We start from the raw sequence: 19,914 nt of genomic DNA on the forward strand, positions 1-19,914 counted from the left end.
TAAAACGTATAGCATGTTAGATAAAATAGGAATAGCAAAGCGCATAGCTCAAGAAGTAAAAAATGGCTATTATGTAAACTTAGGTATTGGCATCCCGACACTAGTTGCAAATTACGTTAGAAACGACATTGAAGTCGAATTTCAAAGTGAAAATGGTGTACTTGGTATGGGACCATTTCCCTTTGAAGGCGAAGAAGATGCCGATGTTATTAACGCAGGTAAACAAACCATTACAACCTTACCTGGTGCTAGTTTTTTCGATTCGGCAATGAGTTTTTCTATGATTCGCGGACAGCATGTAGATTTAACCATTTTAGGCGCTATGGAAGTTGCTGAAAATGGCGACATTGCCAATTGGAAAATCCCAGGGCGTATGGTAAAAGGCATGGGCGGTGCTATGGATCTAGTTGCTAGTGCCGAAAATATAATTGTAGCCATGATGCATACCAATAAAAAAGGCGCATCTAAATTGTTAAAAAAATGCACCTTACCATTAACCGGTGTTGGCTGTGTAAAAAAAATTGTGACCAATCTGGCCGTATTAGAAGTTACTAAAAGCGGCTTTAAACTCTTAGAACGCGCTCCTGGTGTTACTGTAGAACAAATTAAAAGTGCTACAGAAGGCACATTAATTATTGAAGGAGACATTCCTGAAATGAAATTCTAAAGCTAAAACCCTAAAATTCTCTTTTAAAATCACAAAAAACATGCATTTCGTCGAATTAATATGTTTTTAATCTGATTTATTCAGAAATAATTGTATATTCGAAATCTGAAAACATAGAAAATTAAAACCAAACTACCACCAACTTAACCTACAGAAATATGGAATCAAATCTACCTGAACAACCTACATCTAATATTTCTAAGATTAAAGCCTCTTTTCGTGATAATTTACAATTTTTAAGAGGTGTTCTATACTTAACCAAAAAGGTATTTATGTTATAAATATTAGTTTGTTGTATTTTTTAGTAATTCTACTAAAAACAATTTTAAAATAAAAGCTAAATATGCGATTAGCTAATCGCATATTTAGCTTTTATTTTATCTACTATAGTTTGTGCTAATCGCGCTTTACTCTCTACCGTCCACCCCGCGATATGAGGCGACAACAAAACATTTTCTGATTTTATTAAATATTCAAACGGTTCTGGTAACGATGTGGAAAATAAGTTTTCAAAAGACGCCTTTTCGTATTCTAAAACATCCAATCCTGCACCTAAAACTTTACCTTCTTTTAGTGCTTCTACAAGATCTTCAGTAACTACACTTTTACCACGTGCTGTATTGATTAGCCAGAATGGTTTTTCAAATTGATTAATAAAAACAGAATCAATCATATTAATAGTTAAAGGGGTTTCGGGAGTGTGCAGGCTTAATACATCGGCTTGTTCCTTAAGTTCTTGCAAGGTCACTTGCATGGCATTCTCGTCTGCAACATTAGATTTTAAGTCGTAACATAACACGCGAACATCAAAACCTCGCAGCTTTTTTGCAAAAGCTTTACCCATATTCCCATAACCAATTATGCCAATGGTTTTTCCGTCCAGTTCCAATCCACGATTTTCTTCGCGCAACCATTTCCCTGCACGAACCTCTTTATCTGCTTTATTTAACTTGTTAAACAACGACAGTAGCAGTGCTAAACTATGTTCGCCAACGGCATTGCTGTTACCTTCTGGAGCCGCTATTAATTCAATGCCCCTGCTTCGGGCATAATCGCAATCTATATTTTCAAGACCAGCTCCAACACGTCCAATAAATTTCAAATTGGTGGCGACCTCTAAAAACGCTTTATCGATCGAAAAACGACTTCGGATAATTATACCATCATACCCTGCAATTTTCTTCATTATGGCGTCCTTAGAAGAGGTGTAATCCTCATCGTTAGTATAGCCCAAAGCGCTAAGTTCTTTTATTAATATCTCGTGATTGCTGTCTAGGTGAAGAATTTTCATAGTCTATAGATTTTCTTTCAAAAGTAGACAGAATGCCACTCTAAAACAAGTTACATCAAGCTATTTAATAGAATAAAACATTGTAGTTACTTAGCAAGAGCTCAAGAGTCTGACTTTCCTACTAAATTTTTAAAATGGCTAGCAAATCGCAACCAAAACGGTTAGGCATTTTGGGCGTTGTTATTTTATTTTCATTAATTTTTTTATTACATTTAATTACCTAAAAACAAGAATAATGGCATGGCACCTACAAGATATACCCCGCGTAAAAACCATTACAAAACAAGATTTTATAAAGCAGTATTTTAAACCCCAAAAACCGGTGGTGATTGAACAATTTGTTAACCACTGGCCAGCTTACACCAAATGGAATTTAGATTATATGAAAACCATTGCTGGTGAGATTACGGTACCCCTTTATGACAACAGACCTGTAAATCATAACGATGGTTTTAATGAGCCTCACACCAAAATGAAAATGGCCGATTACATAGATTTGTTAAAACGTGAACCCACAAAATACAGGATTTTTCTGTGGAATATTTTAAAAGAAGTACCTCAGCTTCAACACGACTTTTCGTTTCCAGATTTTGGCTTAAAACTCATGAAAGGCCTACCAATGCTTTTCTTTGGTGGAAAAGACTCCTATACCTTTATGCATTACGATATTGATTTGGCCAATATTTTTCATTTTCATTTCGAAGGAAAAAAGAAAATTATTTTGTTCGACCAAAACCAAACGAATTATTTATATAAAATACCACACTCTTTAATTACCAGAGAGGATATCGATTTTAATAATCCCGATTTAAAAAAGTGGCCCATGCTAGAAAAAGCCAATGGCTATAAAACAGCGTTAAATCACGGTGAGGTTTTATATATGCCAGAGGGCTATTGGCATTATATGCGGTATATTACACCTGGTTTCTCTATGAGTTTACGGGCTATAGCAAGAAACCCAATAAACTTAAGTAAAGCTGTTTACAACCTTTTAATTATGCGTAATTACGATACCTTAATGCGACGTTTAAAAGGACAAAACTGGATAGATTGGAAAAACGAACAGGCTATTATTAGAACACATAAAGCATTTTAAATTAAACTATCTTATCTATTTAACTTATAATATATTTGCCCTAAAACAAATTGAACTTAATCATGAAAAAAATAATTTTATTAGTAGCACTATGCAGTGCATCGTTTATTAATGCTCAAGCATTTTTAGGCAGCGGAGATAACAAATTTCAAGTTGGCGCTAACTTTCAAGATAATGCGACGGGTATTAATGCCAGTTACGATTTTGGCGTTGGTGAAAACATTTCTTTTGGAGTCTCTTCTACCTACGCTTTAAATGTTGAAAATACTTTAAATGCCGATTTTGGTGACCGATTTGATATTAAGGCACGTTTTAATGCCAATTTGGGTAATGTGGTAAATATTGATGACAACTTTGATGTTTATCCTGGGTTGAGTTTTAGTCTTAAAAATTTTGGAGGACACTTAGGTATGCGCTATTTTTTTACTAGTGGTTTTGGAATTTTTACAGAATTAAACGCACCTCTAGCGAAATACAAAACCAGAACTTTAACCCCTGCAGAGAAAATACACAATCAATTTACTGTGAATTTTGGTGCCAGTTTTAACTTATAGAACACTGTAATGCAAATAAAAAAGCGAATAAGTTTAGGCCAGAAACATATTCGCTTTTTTTATGTAATCAACTCATTTGCTTTATCGTATACTAAATGTGATTCCCAACCGCGATAAAGTAAATAATCGATAAGTTTTTTTCGCTTTTTATATTTATTAGTTTCTCTAATAGAATCTGCCTTCTTTTGGGCCAAACTATTAAATATTTCCATATACTCTTCCTCATCAATACTTTTAAGAGCCGTGTTGATGTTAAATTTACTAATGTCTTTTTTCTGCAATTCGAAAGTTAATCGGCGGCGACCCCAATACTTAATTCTGAGTTTACCACTAACAAAGGTTTTGGCGTAGCGTTCCTCGTTAAGAAAGTTATGGGTTATTAAATGCACCAAAATCACATCAATAACTTCTGGTATCATTTGCATACCTTCAAGTTTTTTTACAACTTCTTGATGACAGCGCTCTTGGTATGCGCAATAATGTTCCAACTTTTTAGTGGCCTCTTCTAAAGTGTATGATTTTTTAGATAAAAACATGCCTCAAAAATACAATAGATCCCTAAATAAAGCACAAATACACATACTAAAAAGAGCACACTGGAAGCCACAAGTAATTTAACTAATGCCAAGCGCGATGTTTATACCAAAAGTTTACTGATTTTATGCATAATAAGACCGTAAATCAATGTGATTTCTAGCTGTTGGTTTTCCTAGAATTAAAGTTACAAACTATATTTAACGGCCAGAATTAAGTTTCGACCTGCCGATGCGATACCCGAAGAATACGTTTTATAGCGCTTATCGGTAATGTTTTCTAAACTAAGCGAAAGTGTTGCTGCTGTGTTTATTTTATATTGTGTTCTCATATTTAGAGTCGTCCAAGCCGGTGCGTAAGGGTTTCCGTTGGCATCTTTGGCATATAAATAATCTTTTTCCACCTCAGAAGGTGCGAGTTGATAAAAACTTAACTCAGCGTTATAATTAGCGAAAAAATCTACTTTCACATTTTTATAATTCCATACCAAATGTGTATTTCCAAAACTAGGTGCCACATGACGTATAGGAACCTCTATATTATCCTGTTCCTCTGTACCTCCAATAACACTGTATTGCGAACTAAGCTTAAGATTTTTAGTAAATCGCATATCTAGACCCACCTCAAAACCATAAATCCACGCTTTCGATGCATTTTGAATGGCTTGCACCTCGCTTAACTCGCCATCGTACATAATTTTACTTTCGTTATTTAAATTATAAGGTCTGCGCACCAAAGCATTATCTAAATAGGTATAATACGAACTCATATCTAACTTAAAAGATGGTCCAAAACTAAGTCTTAACCCCACCTCAGCACCATAGGCATATTCGGGTCTTAAATTTTGGTTTGGCACAACTACCGAACCTGGTTCAGAATCGAATACTTTACCAATATCATCAATATTTGGTGCCCTAAATGCCGAAGAAGCATTAAGTTTCCATTGTAAAGTTTTATTGGGCGACCAGCTAATACCAGCCGTTCCTGTAAGCGCTCCAGCTTTATTTTCAGAAGATTTAAAAGGTAAATTCAAAAACGCATTATTAGATTCAAAATTAGCCTTAGACACCACATGATTAAAGCGCAAACCCGATTGAAAAACAAATTTTGGGTTTGGTTTATACTTAAAACTTGAATACAGGGCAGCCGATAACCAACTCGCTCCATTGGGATAGCGAGATACCGATGGAAAAACCATATGATTAGTAATGTTTTCTTCATTACCATAAGACCTAACCTTATTGTATACATATTCAAATCCGTAAAAGAGTGTACTTTTTGGACTTAAGCTTTTCTCAAAATCCAAATTAAAGGAATAGGCATCCACTGCTTCTTCCCTTAAGTGCTTGATTGAAGATTGAAAATCTCTATTCGTTCTGCTTTCTTGAAAATTTTGATAGGCCACCGTGGCTTTAATTTTATTGTATAAATTAGATCGACTACTTAACTTGGTTATTTGAAGATTAGACATCAGCCAACGCTGTGGACCGTAATACCACTCGGCAGCCCGTAAAGCTTCGTTTTTATATCTAATTAAACGATCGTATCGCGGTATATTTGAAGTTGTAGAATAATGTAACCCCAAATCGAAACTTAAATTATCGTCAGATTGAAAGTGTACTTTTTGCATCAAATTTATTTGACTATAACCAGAATGTTTTTGTGTTTTAGGGTTCTTATTATCAATCACAACATCGCCATCTTTTGTTGCCCACACAAACTCTGGTCTTAAATAAGCCAAAGGCCCATGACTTCCCATTCTTAAATCGTTAAAGTCTGAATAACTAAAATGCGATAAAAACGCCCATTTCTTATACCCTAAATTAACATCTAAATGCCCTGTTTTCTCGGCATTTGCAGTAGCGTATCTCGCCGTAGCATTAGTTTGAACTAAAAGCGTATCGGTCTCAGAGCGTTTGGGTTTTGAAGTATAAAAACTCATAACACCACCCACAGCATCGCTACCATATATTACCGAACCAGCACCCAGGGTAACCTCTGTGCGCTCTAATGAAAAAGGGTCGAGGGCAATCACATTATGAACATTTCCGCCCCTAAAAATGGCGTTATTCATTCGTACACCATCTATGGTTATTAACAATCGATTTGTTGAAAACCCCCGTATCATGGGGCTACCGCCACCCATTTGACTTTTTTGAATATATACCTGCCCAGTAGACTCCAATAAATCGGCACTTGTTTGTGCATTTGAAAACTGAATAGCTTCAGAATTTAAAGAAACTATCTTTTGCGGGATATCTCTTTCACTTTGTTTAAAATTTGAGGCCGAAATTATGATTTCATCCAAACTATGGGTACTCGCCTCTAAGTAAATAGGAGAATTTAAATCTATTTGAGATTTTTCCAACTTTTCTAACAAGTAGGACAGGTGCTGAAAGTAAATCATCTCTGCACTTAAAAAAACATCTAAACGGGCCTCGCCATCTAAATTCGTGATGGCACTTTTTGTTTTATCTTTATTGTACAAAGCCACACCAGGAATGGGATTTTTGGTAAGTTTATCGACAACTTTAATTTGTTGAGCCACCAAAATATGAGAGGTTAAAAACAGTAAAAAAATAATGTTACAAAATTTCATCTGTTTAGTATAATTTATAGAAGCCATAAATCTTGTTTTCCCTTAAAACTAGAGCTTTTAAAGCCCTATTTGCAATTTAATTAAAAACCTGGTTAAATATTTGAAGTGATTTCGGACTTTTAAAGCTCCCCAAATGCAATTCAAAATAAAGCAAAATCATATTTAAAAACGACTGCCTCTGTTTCGCATTAATTTTCACTGAAGATAAGGCATCAAATGTTGTGCCTAACATGGTTTTTAACAAGGTAAAAGAATCACCAGAAACCGAATATTTCCCATAAGGTTTGAGTTCAAATTTACCATCTAACAAATTAAAATGATTGTATTCTGCATTCATTTCAGACGGATAAAATCCTAAATATTTTGTGAGATTAAGCAAAAATAAGAGATGAAAGTTTGAATACTCGGTTTGTTCATCAAGCCATAACAAGGTATTTTCAATATAACGATACAGCGTATTATTTTGCTCTTCTTCTTTTAACGTATTCGTTAAAACCTCGGCCAAAAACATGACAATGGCACTTTTAAATACATTGGAATGCAAACTCGAATATAAATGTTTTAGCTTAACCTCTTTAATACTTTGTAAAGAGCGATTAGGCTTGTAATCTATTTGAAGATCTAATTGAGATAATAGCTGAAAATATGCGGCTTTAGAATAACCTTTTTTACTTTTTAAAACCCCTCTTAACAAAAAACTAACAACACCCAATTGCTCGGTATAGCATTTTACAATTAAGTCGTTGTCGCGATATTTTAGTTTGGATAAAACAATAGCATTTGTAGTAAGTAACATGATATAAATCTAAAAACCATTAATGGTAATATATATTAATACCAAAAGTACCCAAATTTGATTATAACTTCAGATATATTTCTAATAATAAACAGTATTTAAATGATATAACTGTAATGCACCACTGGTTCAGTAAAACCCCTTATACATTAACTATGCATGCTTACTAAATGTATTAATATGACTAACTACATTTTTTAACACCATCTACAGCTTTTGCTTAAAAGCAACTCTGAGCACTTCAAACAAAACTCAGACCATAGCAGCTTTCTTGATTCCTATAAATTTTAGTAAACTTTAAGACGAGTAAAACCCATGCTTTTTTTGACAAAAACTGAAGACAGTTTATCCCTTAAGCTTTCTACTACACCACACCCTGAGCAAGCATAGCATCGGCCACTTTAACAAAACCAGCAATATTAGCCCCTTTTACATAATCTACATAACCGTCGTCCTCTTTTCCGTACTCAATACATGTATCGTGAATATTACACATAATTTCTTTTAACATCGCATCTACTTTTTCTCTAGTCCAGCTAAGTCTTATAGAATTTTGTGTCATTTCTAAACCAGATGTCGCCACACCCCCAGCATTTGCAGCCTTTCCAGGGCCATAAAGAATTCTTGCCTTATTAAAAGCCATCATCGCTCCTCGAGTTGAAGGCATATTAGCACCTTCACTTACACAAATACAACCGTTTTTTAAAAGTATATTTGCATCGTTTTCGTTAAGTTCGTTCTCTGTAGCACAAGGTAAGGCAATATCGCATGCAACACCCCCAAGGTGTTTTGTCTTTAAAAAACTCTGCGTTAGGATACTTGGTAATATATTCGCTAATTCTACCCCGTTTTACATTTTTAAGCTCCATGATATACGCTAATTTTTCGGTATCAATGCCATCGGCATCGTAAATGTAACCCGAAGAATCGGACATGGTTAATACTTTAGCACCTAATTCTATAGATTTTTCTACGGCATATTGCGAGACGTTTCCAGATCCAGAAACTAGAACAGTTTTACCCTTAAAAGTATCGCCTTTGGTTTCTAACATTTTTTCAGCAAAATACACCGTACCATATCCTGTAGCCTCTGGACGAATAAGTGAGCCCCCGTAGGTCATCCCTTTGCCTGTTAACACGCCCGTAAACTCATTTCTTAATTTTTTGTACATACCAAACAAGTAGCCTACTTCTCTTGCTCCAACACCAATATCACCGGCTGGAATATCTGTGTTTGATCCAATATGCCTATGGAGTTCTTGCATAAAGGCGTAACAAAAACGCATAATTTCACCATCAGATTTACCTTTAGGATTAAAATCCGATCCGCCTTTACCACCACCCATAGGTAAGGTTGTAAGGGCATTTTTAAACACCTGTTCGAAGGCCAAGAACTTTAAAATACTTGCATTTACACTCGGGTGAAAACGCAAACCACCTTTGTATGGGCCAATTGCAGAATTCATTTGTACCCTATACCCTCTATTCACTTGAATTTCTCCTTGGTCGTCAATCCATGAAACCCTGAAGGAAATTAAACGCTCTGGCTCTACCATTCTTAAAAGGATGTTATTACCGTAGTATTTCTCGTTTTTTACAATAAATGGGATTATGGCTTCTGCGACTTCCTCAACAGCCTGTAAAAATTCTGGCTCATGACTATTACGCTCTTGTACCAGGTCTAAAAATGCTCGAATTTTATCTTTCATAAAAACAAATTAAATTGGTTATGTGCTACATTGCTTAACAAATATACATTTTCCAAAAAAAAATGATTTTTTAAAATTCCGTTTTTTTTAATTTTTGCGGTATCCCTAAATTTTTATTCAATTATTGCAATTATTTTTAATTGATATAAACACAGAAAAAAATCCTTGTGGCGAGTTTGAGAATTGAGTGATTTAGAATGTATTGCATAACAAACTTAGAAACAAGCCCTAAAAAAACAAGATTTTCACGACATAGTGAAACTATTTTTCGTTCTATCAACAACACACAAGGTTTTGGTGTATTATACCAAATTAACCATATCATCTGGCATATAATGTGTTTACTCACATCTTTCTATTTTATAAATAGGTGTTCATGATGTGCTTCACAGTTCTTTTTCGCCCATATTTCGGTATAACATAAAACGACAACTTTGGCCATGCTATGATTTTAGCTCACGCCCATATTATAGTAAAATAACGAGTTCGTGAATCTGCGATTTCTATCTTATCTGAACAAAAAATAATTCAAATTAACCGACACTTCAAAATTAAATTGGCATGACAAAGACCATACGAAGCTTTAACATTTTAAATGTTTGTTACAGGATACCCTTTGGTAGTCACATTTAAAACATCTCCTGAATAAAAAAATCCGAACGGTTCGGATTTTTTTATTCAGGAGATATGTGTGAGACAGGACAATCGCTTACATTAGCCTAAGGCTTGTTTTAAATCGGCAATTAAATCATCTATATCTTCAATTCCAACGCTTAAGCGTATTAAAGAATCTACAACGCCTGTTTTTTCACGTTCTTCTTTGGGAATACTAGCATGCGTCATACTTGCTGGATGGCCAGAGAGTGATTCTACTCCACCTAAGGATTCAGCTAGAGTAAACACCTTTAAATTTTCAACTATTTTTATAGCATTTTCATAATTATTGTCTTTTGAGGTAAATGAAATCATCCCTCCAAAATCTTTCATTTGAGATTTCGCTATTTGATGATTTGGATGACTCTCAAAACCAGGCCAATAGACTTGCTCGACCTTAGGGTGATTGGCTAAATATTGGGCTACTGTTTTGGCATTTTCACAATGGCGCTGCATTCTAACATGCAATGTTTTTATACCTCTTAGCACTAAAAAACTGTCTTGCGGACCACAAATAGCGCCACTTGCATTTTGTATAAAATACAATTGATCTGCCAACGCTTTGTCTTTTACAACAAGCGTTCCCATAACCACATCGCTATGCCCACCAAGATATTTAGTTGCCGAATGCATAACAATATCGGCACCTAAATCTAATGGCTGCTGTAAATAAGGCGTTGCAAAAGTGTTATCGACCGCTAACAAAACCTCATGTTTCTTAGCGATGGCAGATACCGCCTTAATATCGATAATGTTCATCATGGGGTTAGTTGGTGTTTCTACCCAAATAAGCTTGGTATTACTCGTCATGTACGATTCGATATTTACAGCTTCTCCCATACCTACAAAATGAAATTTAATACCAAAATCTTGAAATATTTTTGTAAATAAACGAAACGATCCACCGTATAAATCGTTAGTAGAAATTACCTCGTCACCAGGCTTTAAAAGTTTTAAAACGGCATCGATTGCAGCAAGTCCCGAACCAAAAGCGAGACCGTAATTTCCATTTTCAATGCTGGCAAAGGCCTTTTCTAAAGCGTTTCTTGTGGGATTGTGCGATCTCGAATACTCATATCCTTTATGGCCACCAGGAGTGGTTTGCGCATAGGTTGTTGTCTGATATATTGGAGGCATTACAGCGCCGTAAGCTGGATCTAGTTCTTGGCCGCCATGTATTACTTTTGTGTTGAATTTCATAATTGCTGTTTATTACAAATGTAGCTTTTAATTTGTTTTACTTAAAATAATTTTCTCAGAGTCATTAAATTCCTCTTTAGAGTCTTAATTGGTTGATTTTATTTTTAAAAAATGCTTTTCTAAATGAAATATCGACATGTGTCTTGAAATACTTTTTCAATTCAAACACAATAATTATCTTTAGCAGATACTATAAATATAGATTTGATGTTTAAAACTAAATTCGTAATAATTGCTTGCCTTTTTGCATTGCTTTTTAACTGTGAAGATGATGCGACACTTCACTTTTCTGAAACAAATATAACCTCAGCAAATAATACCATTGTTGAAGTTAACATCCCATTAGTAATTGAGAATAACGCCATTGCAAAATCTATTAATGGGTTAATTTCTAATCATGTTGCCGAAGTGCTACAGATTGGACAACAACACAGTTCTACCGCAACTATTGAGGAATCTATTGAGAATTTTAATGCCGAATACCAATCTTTTGTAAATGAATTTCCTAACAGTTTACAAGAATGGGAAGCCCAAATTGATGGTGAAGTTATTTTTAAAACACCAGAAATTATAAGTATTGCCGTAACATCGTACACCAATACAGGTGGGGCACATGGCGTTTTAAATATTTCATTCTTAAATTTTAACGCCGCAACAGGGACGTTATTAAATAACAGCGATTTATTTGTAGATATTGATGGCTTTAAAAATCTAGCCAAAAAACATCTTCAATTGGCTTTAGAAGATGAAGATCCTCTTTTTGATGATGCCAGTTTTGTGCTACCCAAAAATATAGCCTACAGTGACGATGGTTTAATTCTACTCTATAACAACTCTGAAATAAAATCTTATACCGAAGGTATACTTGAGTTTAATATCCCGTTTGAAGAGGCCGCACCTTATTTAGTTGTTATACCAATTTAACCATATAATGTCGTAATAAATAGTTTCTTTTTTGCTTCCTTTTCATCAAAAATAATTACCGTAACGATGCTATGTTATTTATTTTTCAATTCAATTAATCAAAAAATAATTCAATTTATTTACACGACATTACAAAGTTAACTTGGTATTAACAGCCTTTAACAGGGCTAAAACGCAGCCATAGTGAATCGCATCGTGAACCAACACAAACTGTAAAGCCTCGTCAATATTGTTTAATGTGTTTCCAGTTGTAGAAACCGTGTAGCTGTTAAAATCTTTAAAATGACCTTTTGCGTAATCTTTTTTTGTACTCTCGAGCGTAGAGATTAGCAGCTGCTTTATCTCACGCACTTCTTCTTCTGTGGTTTGACCTTCTGGTTTAGTCCCTTTTTTATATTTATCGATCATTTGGTCTGATAATACTGGCTTTAAGCCCGATAACTTATAGGTTAATAACTGTTCAATAACCACAATATGCCCAATATTCCAGATTATATTATTATTAAAACCTTTAGGTATTTTATTTAAGTCTTCTAAGGTAGTAGACTCAACAGTATCCTTTAAGATTTTGCGTATATTTTTAATAAGATCAAATGTAAAATTCATTATATTTAGTTTTGTGATAAATATAGTTTTAATTTGTTGTAGTAAATCATAAATAACAATGAAAAAAGTATACTATTTAAAAACTTGCAGCACCTGTATCAGAATATTAAAGGATTTAAATTTATCTTCAAATTTTACTCTACAAGATATTAAAACCGAGAATATCACGACGACGCAATTAGAAGACATGAAAGTACTTGCAGGCAGCTACGAAGCGCTTTTTAATAAACGCGCTAAACTATACAAGGAACTCGACTTAAAAAATAAACCTCTTGAAGAAAACGACTATAAAGATTATATTTTAGAGCATTACACATTTTTAAAACGACCTGTAATTATTGCCGATGATTGTATTTTTATAGGGAATTCTAAAAAGGTAGTTGAAGCCGCTAAAGTTAAACTCTCTTAAAAATAGTGTTTATAAGACCCGTTTTTCTGAATAGGCTAACAATTACTTCTTTTGCGTCAAGAAATACACTTATTAAGCTATATATTTGTTAATGTACAAGTTAAGTTAATGTTTAATTAAAAAAATAAAGAATCATGAGTAATAACGGAAACACAGTTTTAGGTATTTTAGCAGGAACAGCAATTGGGGCAACATTAGGAATTCTATTCGCACCCGATAAAGGAAGCAATACCAGACAGCGCATTAGTGACGAAGCGCAATTAGCCAAACAAAAACTTGCTGATAAAGCTACAGATTTAAAAGACCAAATGGTCTCTGCGGCATCAGAAAAAAAAGAAACGCTTGAAGAGCAGGTAGATTCTTTAATTTCAAACGCAAGTTATAAGGCCGATGATATTATTACAACTTTAGAGAAAAAACTAAAGGACTTAAAAGAGAAAAATAAAAGATTACAAAAAACATCATAATATATGAGTTTATTTGAATCTCTAAGCGATACTAATGCCAAAGCCTCTGAAATTGGTAAAAAATACGTAGAGAAATCATACGAATACTATAGGCTTAAAATTTTTCAGCAATTAACCATTTCTATTAGTATGGTTTTTAAAGCTATAGTTATAGGTGGCTTGTTGCTTCTGGGCGTTTGCTTTTTAGGTGCAGCTTTAGCTTTAATTATAGGAGCATCTACTGGTAACTATGCCTTAGGGTTTGCTATTGTTGGCGCTGTTTTTACAGTGCTCTCGGTAATAGCAATACTTTTAAGAAAGCACATTAATAATATGACAGTAAAAAAATTATCTGAAAAGTTTTTTGATTAAGATGAAAAAATACAGAAATACAGAGAGTTTAGAACGCGATTTAAAAATTTTGCATCTTGAGCGTAAAATTGCTGTTGAAGAATTTAAAAACTTAAAAGCGCAATATAAAGAAGATTTAAAACCACTTAATTGGATTCAATCCGGAATACAAATATTCGGAAAACTGGGTGGTGTACTTTTAATAAAAAAATTTCTCAATAGGAAATAATCAAAACTATCTCATACCAACTAAAAGAGGACTCCGAGATAAAAACGGAGTCCTCTTTTTTTTTACGCGGTGTTTTTAAAAACCTTCTAAAAACAAAAAAGTCCAACATCACTGTTGAACTTTGTTTGCTCCCCCTCTTGGGCTCGAACCAAGGACCCTCTGATTAACAGTCAGATGCTCTAACCAACTGAGCTAAGGAGGACTGTTATTTTGAATTTACAAATGTAAATATTTTTTTACTTTCTAATAGGAACGTCGCTAATTTTTTTTTCATCTTTTAAATAAGCATTAATTTTAACGGCTTATTGTGATGCTATTTCGTCTTAGCGAGCGCAAATATATATTTAATTTTAGATATTACAAAACATATATTTAAATTTATTTAAAAATTGCTTTATAAATATCATTCCCATTCGCAAATAGCATCAAAGCGATTAAGATAACAAATCCCACCACCTGTGCATATTCCATAAATTTATCTCCTGGTTTTCTTCCAGAAATTATTTCATATAATAAGAACACGACATGACCGCCATCTAAAGCTGGAATGGGCAATAGGTTTATAACTCCTAGCATGATGGATAGAAAAGCTGTAATATTCCAAAAATATTGCCAATTCCAAACGTTAGGGAAAATATCAAAAATGGCTTTAAAACCACCAACACCCTTATAAGCACCAGTACTAGGAGAGAATATAGCGCTTAGCTGATCCCAGTAAGACGACAATTTATCTTTAGCTTTTGTTAGGCCAACTGGGAAAGATTCAAAAAACCCGTATTTCTTAGTTTCAAATTTATAATATCCTAAAGCTTCTAAAGTCTTAGGGGTAGATGCTGGTGCATATACTAGACCTAACTTTCCATCCTCGCTAATAGATAAAGGCAACTTAGTTTCTTGTCCATCTCTTAAAACAGTGGCAGAAACGTTTTGTCCGCTATATTTTTCCAAACCGAGTATCACCTCATCGGCATATTTAGTTTTAAAGTCGTTAAGCCCAACGATAACATCGCCCTTTTTAAGTCCACTTAATTTATTTGCAGAGGTGTCTGGAACTTGAACAACCACAAAGGGTTGTCTTAAACTTATAAATCGGCTCTCGTTAGCATCTATTAATTGTGCTAAAAAATCTTCAGGTAAGGTTATGCTAACTTGTTCTCCGTCCCTTTCAACCGTAACTTGTTTACCAAAAAGCACTTTTTCAGAAATTTCAGAAAAATTCTCTATGGAATTTCCATCAACAGCCAAAATTTTATCACCAGTTAAAAGTCCAGCGTTGTTAGCAACTGTACTCTCAATTAATACCCCATCCTTAATATTGTTATTAGGCAAAAAATTATCGCCATAAAAATAACTCATCCCAATATAAATGAATATGGCTAATAAAAAGTTAACTGTAACACCGCCAAGCATGATAATTAAACGCTGCCAAGCTGGTTTAGAACGGAATTCCCAAGGCTGTGGCTCTTTAGCCATTTGCTCGGTATCCATGCTCTCATCAATCATACCAGCAATTTTAACATAACCTCCTAGAGGCAACCAGCCAATGCCGTAAACGGTATCTCCAATTTTCTTTTTGAACAAAGAAAACTTAACATCAAAAAATAAATAAAATTTTTCTACTCTAGTTTTAAAAAGCTTTGCAGGAATAAAATGACCCAATTCATGCAAAACAATTAATAAAGAAAGGCTCAATAAAAATTGAGATATTTTAATAACAAACTCCATATACTTCAGTATAATTTTTTAATCGTGCAAAAGTACACTTTTAAACCAACTTAAGGAAGGCTATTATTTTGATGTGTAAATTTTTAACAGGAATTTAAGTTTAAGTAAATCTTAATACTTTTATCTTTTAGCCTAGAAAGATTCATTGTATTTTTGTTATAATTATTTATTAACCACTACTTATGCTTTCATTTTTTAAAGACTACAAAGGGTTTGCAATTGTTTTTGGTGTTATTTCATTAATAATATTAATTATAATTTACAATACCTTAAATGTGTACCAACCGCTGCCAATTTATCAACCTGCAATGGTGAGCACAGAGTTGGTAGACAGCACGATTCAGCATAAAAAAAAATATCATAAAATAGCTAATTTTAAACTTATCAATCAAAATGGAGAAACCATAACCCAAGACCATTACAAGGATAAAATTTATATTGCCGATTTCTTTTTTACCACCTGCCTTACCATTTGCCCGATCATGACAGACCATATGGTGTTAATACAAGAAGAAATTAAAAATGATGATGAAGTTATGCTACTTTCGCATACCGTAACTCCAGAAATTGATACCGTTGCACAGCTAAAACGATATGCCAAATCTAAAGGCGTCATTGATGCGAAATGGAATTTAGTGACTGGCGATAAAAAACAAATTTATCAACTTGCCAGAAAAAGCTATTTAGCGGTTTTAGATGATGGCAGCGCAGATGAATTCGATATGATTCATACCGAAAACTTTATGCTTATTGATAAAAAAAGAAAAATTCGCGGGTTTTATGATGGTACAGACAGAGAGGAAATAGAACGTTTATTAGAGGATTTAAAAATTCTCAAAGAAGAGTACACCAAATAGTGTGATAAGTATTTTTTCAGTAAAAAATTTTGCCTTACATTTACTTCTTTAAAACCAATCTAAATAAGCTTGCAGCATACAATAGCCGATTTAAAACGTGGAGAACGTGGCATTATTACCGATGTTTCATCTGTACATATTCCTTTAAAACTTTTAGAAATGGGATGTTTACCAGGAAATCCTGTACAACTATTACAGCTCGCTCCTTTTCAAGACCCGATGTATTTAAATATAAATGGTACGCATCTAGCGATAAGAAAAGAGACTGCTATTCACATCTTAATAGACAAAGTAGCACATGAGTAAGCAAATTAATGTAGCCCTTATAGGAAACCCCAATACGGGAAAAACATCCGTATTTAATGCCCTTACTGGTCTAAACCAAAAAGTTGGCAACTACCCTGGTATTACGGTCGAAAAAAAAGAAGGCATCTGTAAATTACCACGTGGCGTTAAAGCCCACATTCTTGATTTACCGGGTACCTATAGCTTAAATGCCTCTTCGTTAGACGAGAATGTAGTAATCGAACTCCTACTTAATAAAAACGACAAAGATTTCCCAGATGTAGCCGTGGTTGTTGCCGATGTAGAAAACCTTAAAAGAAACCTTCTGCTTTTTACGCAAATAAAGGATTTAGAGATCCCTACCATACTAGTCATTAATATGAGTGACCGTATGCACTACAAAGGCATTTCGTTAGATATTGAATATTTAGAAAAACAACTACAAACTAAAATTGCCTTAGTAAGTACACGTAAAAATGAAGGGATAAATGATTTAAAAGAACTCATAGCGAATTACAAAAGCATTCCTGTTTCGTCTTGCATAGACGCTAATGATATTGATGCTGCGTATTTTGAAAATTTACGTAAAGCCTTTCCAAATCAGTTACTTTACAAGCTTTGGCTTGTTATTACCCAAGATGTAAACTTTGGAACCATTAACAGAAATGAATTTGATGACGTAGCCGATTTTAAAACCAAAAGCAAAAGCGACCTAAAACGATTACAGCAAAAAGAAACCATAAAGCGCTATCAGTTTATTAACCAAGTGCTTAAAGAAGGACAAATTATTGATGCTTCTAAAGCAAAAGATTTACGCACAAAATTTGACAGAATACTAACGCATAAGTTTTGGGGGTACTTCATATTTTTGCTCATATTGCTTCTTATTTTTCAAGCTATTTACGATTGGTCAAGCATCCCTATGGATTTTATCGACAGTACGTTTGCTTCTTTAAGTGAATGGACTAAAAATAGCTTACCCGAGGGTACTTTTACAAATTTACTTGCCGAAGGTATTATACCTGGTCTTGGTGGCGTCGTGATTTTTATCCCGCAAATTGCTTTCTTATTCCTGTTTATAGCCATACTTGAAGAGAGTGGCTATATGAGTCGTGTAGTCTTTTTAATGGATAAAGTCATGCGGCGTTTTGGCTTAAGTGGAAAAAGTGTGGTGCCTTTAATTTCTGGTACCGCTTGTGCCATTCCAGCCATTATGGCGACACGTAATATTAGCAGCTGGAAAGAACGCTTAATTACCATTTTAGTCACGCCGTTTACAACTTGTGCAGCACGTTTACCGGTATATTTAATAATAATTGCGCTAATTATTCCCGAAGGTCGGTTTTTAGGAGTAATAAGTTACCAAGCTTTAACATTAATGCTGTTATACCTTATTGGTTTTGGGGCTGCAGTGGGTTCGGCTTATATTTTGAATAAAATTTTAAACATAAAAAGCAAAACGTTTTTTGTTGTTGAAATGCCAAATTATAAACTCCCCCTAATTAAAAACGTAGGGTTAACCGTTGTTGAAAAAACAAAGGCCTTCGTTTTTGGCGCTGGTAAAATTATTCTTGCTATATCTATCATACTCTGGTTTCTGGCTTCTTATGGCCCTGGTGAAGAATTCAATAATGCAGAAACCATTGTAAAAACCGAATATGCTGCTCAAAATTTAAGCGAAGACGAATTAGAAGAACAAATCGCTTCTTATAAGTTGGAACATTCCTTTATTGGTATTACAGGAAGAGCCATAGAGCCCGCCATAAGGCCTTTAGGTTACGATTGGAAAATTGGTATTGCGATTGTAAGTAGTTTTGCTGCACGAGAAGTGTTTGTGGGCACGCTTGCTACCATTTATAGCGTAGGAAGCGATGAAGAAGAAACCATTAAAAACCGTATGGCAGGCGAGGTAAACCCCATTTTAGGTGGGCCCTTATTTAATTTTGCCTCTGGTATTTCATTACTGTTATTTTATGCTTTTGCCATGCAATGTATGAGTACACTAGCCATTGTTAAAAAGGAAACTAACAGCTGGAAATGGCCCATGTGGCAACTGGTTATTATGAGTGCTTTTGCTTATGTGGTGGCATTAATAGCATTTCAGCTTCTAAAATAATTTGTCTTTGCGAAAAGTTTTTACGACGCGGTAATCTTTAAATTGAAAAAAAGCCTTAATTTTATTAATTGATTGATTTACACCACTTATGAATACTATTATACAAAACATATTGGCCTTTACTGTTCTTGCTTTTGCTATCGTTTTCTTAGTAAAAAAGTTTGTGTGGAAACCCAAGAAAAAATCGGTTAAAGCCTGCGGAGGTGATGGCGGTTGTGGGTGTAGTTGATTTTATTCAGAGTAGTAAAATTTTTAGTTCATTTTATTACAAGGTTTGATAACGGTTATTAAGACTGAAGTCAAACTATTTAATTTTCAGTCAATCTTCCTATTCTAAATAATTCATACTTATTTTTAGTGTAAATAGAGGCACTTTCAATTTTATAGTCCTTCTCATTATAGTTAAAATGGAGTACGCCGTCACAAAATTTTAATCCGTTTACCTCGTTGATCTTGTATGTAAAATCATCATAAGTTATTCGAGAAAGGTCCATTTCATAAGAGGCAGCACGCTCTTTTATCTTATCGTATTTCTCAATAAAATCACCATAGTATTCATCTTTGGGCCATGAGGTAACCTTATTTTTAGTTTCTTGACTGATTTTCATTTCGGGATTATTAACAAACGTTCTCAATTCTTCAAGCTTTAAAAAATGGGATAAGAACTCCTCTTGTGTAGAAGAGGGGATTTTTGTAACAATTGAATACAATTGTTTTCCAATATCTTCTGGCTTGTCTACTGGAGTTACAACTGTAGTTTTACAAGATACTAACATTAGAATTAGGTATGGCGTAATATATTTGTATGTGTTATTTTTCATTTTTTTAATATATGTTAGTTAGCTGTAACTTTTATAACGATGCAT

General features: G+C 34.1%; 20 protein-coding genes, 1 tRNA gene and 1 pseudogene. 12 read left to right on the forward strand and 10 right to left on the reverse strand.

The window, feature by feature from the left end; all coding sequences use genetic code 11:
* Nucleotides 1-13: 13 nt before the first annotated feature.
* Nucleotides 14-667 (forward strand): 3-oxoacid CoA-transferase subunit B, encoded by a 654-nt coding sequence (locus tag FEZ18_RS05570; RefSeq protein ID WP_153267393.1) that lies wholly within the window; start codon nucleotides 14-16, stop codon nucleotides 665-667.
* A gap of 349 nt (nucleotides 668-1,016) precedes the next feature.
* Here FEZ18_RS05570 and FEZ18_RS05575 read toward each other — a convergent pair whose 3' ends face one another.
* Entirely contained in the window at nucleotides 1,017-1,958 is a 942-nt protein-coding gene (locus FEZ18_RS05575; RefSeq protein ID WP_153267394.1) for a 2-hydroxyacid dehydrogenase, read from the reverse strand.
* A gap of 235 nt (nucleotides 1,959-2,193) precedes the next feature.
* Here FEZ18_RS05575 and FEZ18_RS05580 point away from each other — a divergent pair, with 235 nt between their 5' ends.
* Together FEZ18_RS05580 and FEZ18_RS05585 are read left to right on the forward strand one after the other, a co-directional pair.
* Entirely contained in the window at nucleotides 2,194-3,054 is an 861-nt protein-coding gene (locus FEZ18_RS05580) for a cupin-like domain-containing protein (RefSeq protein WP_153267395.1), read from the forward strand.
* Nucleotides 3,055-3,116: 62 nt separating this feature from the next.
* On the forward strand, nucleotides 3,117-3,608 hold the full coding sequence (locus FEZ18_RS05585; RefSeq protein WP_153267396.1) for a DUF6646 family protein: 492 nt from the start codon (nucleotides 3,117-3,119) through the stop codon (nucleotides 3,606-3,608).
* Nucleotides 3,609-3,667: 59 nt separating this feature from the next.
* Here the strand turns inward: FEZ18_RS05585 and FEZ18_RS05590 are convergent, their stop codons facing one another.
* From FEZ18_RS05590 to FEZ18_RS05610, 5 genes and pseudogenes are all read right to left on the reverse strand, one after another.
* Nucleotides 3,668-4,144, reverse strand: coding sequence for a regulatory protein RecX (locus tag FEZ18_RS05590; RefSeq protein WP_153267397.1), 477 nt, complete (start codon nucleotides 4,142-4,144; stop codon nucleotides 3,668-3,670).
* A 185-nt stretch (nucleotides 4,145-4,329) separates the two neighbouring features.
* The gene (locus FEZ18_RS05595; protein WP_153267398.1) at nucleotides 4,330-6,741 is read right to left on the reverse strand and encodes a TonB-dependent receptor domain-containing protein; all 2,412 of its coding nucleotides are present in this window, start codon (nucleotides 6,739-6,741) and stop codon (nucleotides 4,330-4,332) included.
* A gap of 76 nt (nucleotides 6,742-6,817) precedes the next feature.
* A complete protein-coding gene (gene recO / locus FEZ18_RS05600) occupies nucleotides 6,818-7,537 on the reverse strand; it encodes a DNA repair protein RecO (protein WP_153267399.1) in 720 nt (239 codons plus the stop codon).
* Nucleotides 7,538-7,901: 364 nt separating this feature from the next.
* Nucleotides 7,902-9,246: pseudogene (gene gdhA / locus FEZ18_RS05605) on the reverse strand (NADP-specific glutamate dehydrogenase).
* A 714-nt stretch (nucleotides 9,247-9,960) separates the two neighbouring features.
* Entirely contained in the window at nucleotides 9,961-11,100 is a 1,140-nt protein-coding gene (locus tag FEZ18_RS05610; RefSeq protein ID WP_153267400.1) for a cystathionine gamma-synthase, read from the reverse strand.
* A gap of 207 nt (nucleotides 11,101-11,307) precedes the next feature.
* Here FEZ18_RS05610 and FEZ18_RS05615 point away from each other — a divergent pair, with 207 nt between their 5' ends.
* Complete coding sequence (locus FEZ18_RS05615) at nucleotides 11,308-12,024, forward strand: DUF3298 and DUF4163 domain-containing protein (protein ID WP_153267401.1); 717 nt, start codon at nucleotides 11,308-11,310, stop codon at nucleotides 12,022-12,024.
* A gap of 129 nt (nucleotides 12,025-12,153) precedes the next feature.
* Here FEZ18_RS05615 and FEZ18_RS05620 read toward each other — a convergent pair whose 3' ends face one another.
* A complete protein-coding gene (locus FEZ18_RS05620; protein WP_153267402.1) occupies nucleotides 12,154-12,630 on the reverse strand; it encodes a DinB family protein in 477 nt (158 codons plus the stop codon).
* Between the two features lie 58 nt (nucleotides 12,631-12,688).
* Here FEZ18_RS05620 and FEZ18_RS05625 point away from each other — a divergent pair, with 58 nt between their 5' ends.
* From FEZ18_RS05625 to FEZ18_RS05640, 4 genes are all read left to right on the forward strand, one after another.
* Nucleotides 12,689-13,039: an arsenate reductase family protein gene (locus tag FEZ18_RS05625; protein WP_153267403.1), complete on the forward strand. Its 351-nt coding sequence runs from the start codon at nucleotides 12,689-12,691 to the stop codon at nucleotides 13,037-13,039.
* 134 nt (nucleotides 13,040-13,173) lie between these two features.
* Nucleotides 13,174-13,506, forward strand: coding sequence for a YtxH domain-containing protein (locus FEZ18_RS05630; protein ID WP_153267404.1), 333 nt, complete (start codon nucleotides 13,174-13,176; stop codon nucleotides 13,504-13,506).
* 3 nt (nucleotides 13,507-13,509) lie between these two features.
* Nucleotides 13,510-13,857: a hypothetical protein gene (locus tag FEZ18_RS05635; protein ID WP_153267405.1), complete on the forward strand. Its 348-nt coding sequence runs from the start codon at nucleotides 13,510-13,512 to the stop codon at nucleotides 13,855-13,857.
* 1 nt (nucleotide 13,858) lies between these two features.
* Entirely contained in the window at nucleotides 13,859-14,065 is a 207-nt protein-coding gene (locus tag FEZ18_RS05640) for a hypothetical protein (protein WP_153267406.1), read from the forward strand.
* A gap of 128 nt (nucleotides 14,066-14,193) precedes the next feature.
* On the opposite strand, the gene FEZ18_RS05645 is transcribed toward FEZ18_RS05640, so the two are convergent.
* A tRNA-Asn gene (locus FEZ18_RS05645) sits at nucleotides 14,194-14,267 on the reverse strand.
* A 176-nt stretch (nucleotides 14,268-14,443) separates the two neighbouring features.
* Nucleotides 14,444-15,790: an RIP metalloprotease RseP gene (gene rseP / locus FEZ18_RS05650; RefSeq protein WP_153267407.1), complete on the reverse strand. Its 1,347-nt coding sequence runs from the start codon at nucleotides 15,788-15,790 to the stop codon at nucleotides 14,444-14,446.
* A 182-nt stretch (nucleotides 15,791-15,972) separates the two neighbouring features.
* Between rseP and FEZ18_RS05655 the strand changes: the two genes are divergently transcribed.
* The 4 genes from FEZ18_RS05655 to FEZ18_RS05670 all read left to right on the forward strand — a co-directional run bounded on the left by FEZ18_RS05655 (nucleotide 15,973) and on the right by FEZ18_RS05670 (nucleotide 19,277).
* Nucleotides 15,973-16,647, forward strand: a complete 675-nt coding sequence (locus FEZ18_RS05655) for an SCO family protein (RefSeq protein WP_153267408.1) — start codon at nucleotides 15,973-15,975, stop codon at nucleotides 16,645-16,647.
* 69 nt (nucleotides 16,648-16,716) lie between these two features.
* Nucleotides 16,717-16,953: a ferrous iron transport protein A gene (locus FEZ18_RS05660; RefSeq protein ID WP_153267409.1), complete on the forward strand. Its 237-nt coding sequence runs from the start codon at nucleotides 16,717-16,719 to the stop codon at nucleotides 16,951-16,953.
* The gene (gene feoB, locus FEZ18_RS05665; protein ID WP_153267410.1) at nucleotides 16,946-19,048 is read left to right on the forward strand and encodes a ferrous iron transport protein B; all 2,103 of its coding nucleotides are present in this window, start codon (nucleotides 16,946-16,948) and stop codon (nucleotides 19,046-19,048) included. The genes FEZ18_RS05660 and feoB overlap by 8 nt, the downstream gene beginning before the upstream one ends.
* A gap of 88 nt (nucleotides 19,049-19,136) precedes the next feature.
* Complete coding sequence (locus FEZ18_RS05670) at nucleotides 19,137-19,277, forward strand: FeoB-associated Cys-rich membrane protein (protein WP_153267411.1); 141 nt, start codon at nucleotides 19,137-19,139, stop codon at nucleotides 19,275-19,277.
* Nucleotides 19,278-19,356: 79 nt separating this feature from the next.
* On the opposite strand, the gene FEZ18_RS05675 is transcribed toward FEZ18_RS05670, so the two are convergent.
* Complete coding sequence (locus tag FEZ18_RS05675; protein WP_153267412.1) at nucleotides 19,357-19,869, reverse strand: hypothetical protein; 513 nt, start codon at nucleotides 19,867-19,869, stop codon at nucleotides 19,357-19,359.
* Nucleotides 19,870-19,914: the final 45 nt, after the last annotated feature.

The organism is Oceanihabitans sp. IOP_32 (genome assembly GCF_009498295.1).
GTDB lineage: Bacteria > Bacteroidota > Bacteroidia > Flavobacteriales > Flavobacteriaceae > Wocania > Wocania indica.

What these genes read in the sequence shown, in the direction of transcription:
- FEZ18_RS05570 (WP_153267393.1), top strand. Translation starts at nt 14, where the DNA reads ATGTTAGATAAAATAGGAATAGCAAAGCGCATAGCTCAAGAAGTAAAA.
- FEZ18_RS05575 (WP_153267394.1), bottom strand. Translation starts at nt 1,958, where the DNA reads ATGAAAATTCTTCACCTAGACAGCAATCACGAGATATTAATAAAAGAA.
- FEZ18_RS05580 (WP_153267395.1), top strand. Translation starts at nt 2,194, where the DNA reads ATGGCATGGCACCTACAAGATATACCCCGCGTAAAAACCATTACAAAA.
- FEZ18_RS05585 (WP_153267396.1), top strand. Translation starts at nt 3,117, where the DNA reads ATGAAAAAAATAATTTTATTAGTAGCACTATGCAGTGCATCGTTTATT.
- FEZ18_RS05590 (WP_153267397.1), bottom strand. Translation starts at nt 4,144, where the DNA reads ATGTTTTTATCTAAAAAATCATACACTTTAGAAGAGGCCACTAAAAAG.
- FEZ18_RS05595 (WP_153267398.1), bottom strand. Translation starts at nt 6,741, where the DNA reads ATGAAATTTTGTAACATTATTTTTTTACTGTTTTTAACCTCTCATATT.
- recO (WP_153267399.1), bottom strand. Translation starts at nt 7,537, where the DNA reads ATGTTACTTACTACAAATGCTATTGTTTTATCCAAACTAAAATATCGC.
- FEZ18_RS05610 (WP_153267400.1), bottom strand. Translation starts at nt 11,100, where the DNA reads ATGAAATTCAACACAAAAGTAATACATGGCGGCCAAGAACTAGATCCA.
- FEZ18_RS05615 (WP_153267401.1), top strand. Translation starts at nt 11,308, where the DNA reads ATGTTTAAAACTAAATTCGTAATAATTGCTTGCCTTTTTGCATTGCTT.
- FEZ18_RS05620 (WP_153267402.1), bottom strand. Translation starts at nt 12,630, where the DNA reads ATGAATTTTACATTTGATCTTATTAAAAATATACGCAAAATCTTAAAG.
- FEZ18_RS05625 (WP_153267403.1), top strand. Translation starts at nt 12,689, where the DNA reads ATGAAAAAAGTATACTATTTAAAAACTTGCAGCACCTGTATCAGAATA.
- FEZ18_RS05630 (WP_153267404.1), top strand. Translation starts at nt 13,174, where the DNA reads ATGAGTAATAACGGAAACACAGTTTTAGGTATTTTAGCAGGAACAGCA.
- FEZ18_RS05635 (WP_153267405.1), top strand. Translation starts at nt 13,510, where the DNA reads ATGAGTTTATTTGAATCTCTAAGCGATACTAATGCCAAAGCCTCTGAA.
- FEZ18_RS05640 (WP_153267406.1), top strand. Translation starts at nt 13,859, where the DNA reads ATGAAAAAATACAGAAATACAGAGAGTTTAGAACGCGATTTAAAAATT.
- rseP (WP_153267407.1), bottom strand. Translation starts at nt 15,790, where the DNA reads ATGGAGTTTGTTATTAAAATATCTCAATTTTTATTGAGCCTTTCTTTA.
- FEZ18_RS05655 (WP_153267408.1), top strand. Translation starts at nt 15,973, where the DNA reads ATGCTTTCATTTTTTAAAGACTACAAAGGGTTTGCAATTGTTTTTGGT.
- feoB (WP_153267410.1), top strand. Translation starts at nt 16,946, where the DNA reads ATGAGTAAGCAAATTAATGTAGCCCTTATAGGAAACCCCAATACGGGA.
- FEZ18_RS05670 (WP_153267411.1), top strand. Translation starts at nt 19,137, where the DNA reads ATGAATACTATTATACAAAACATATTGGCCTTTACTGTTCTTGCTTTT.
- FEZ18_RS05675 (WP_153267412.1), bottom strand. Translation starts at nt 19,869, where the DNA reads ATGAAAAATAACACATACAAATATATTACGCCATACCTAATTCTAATG.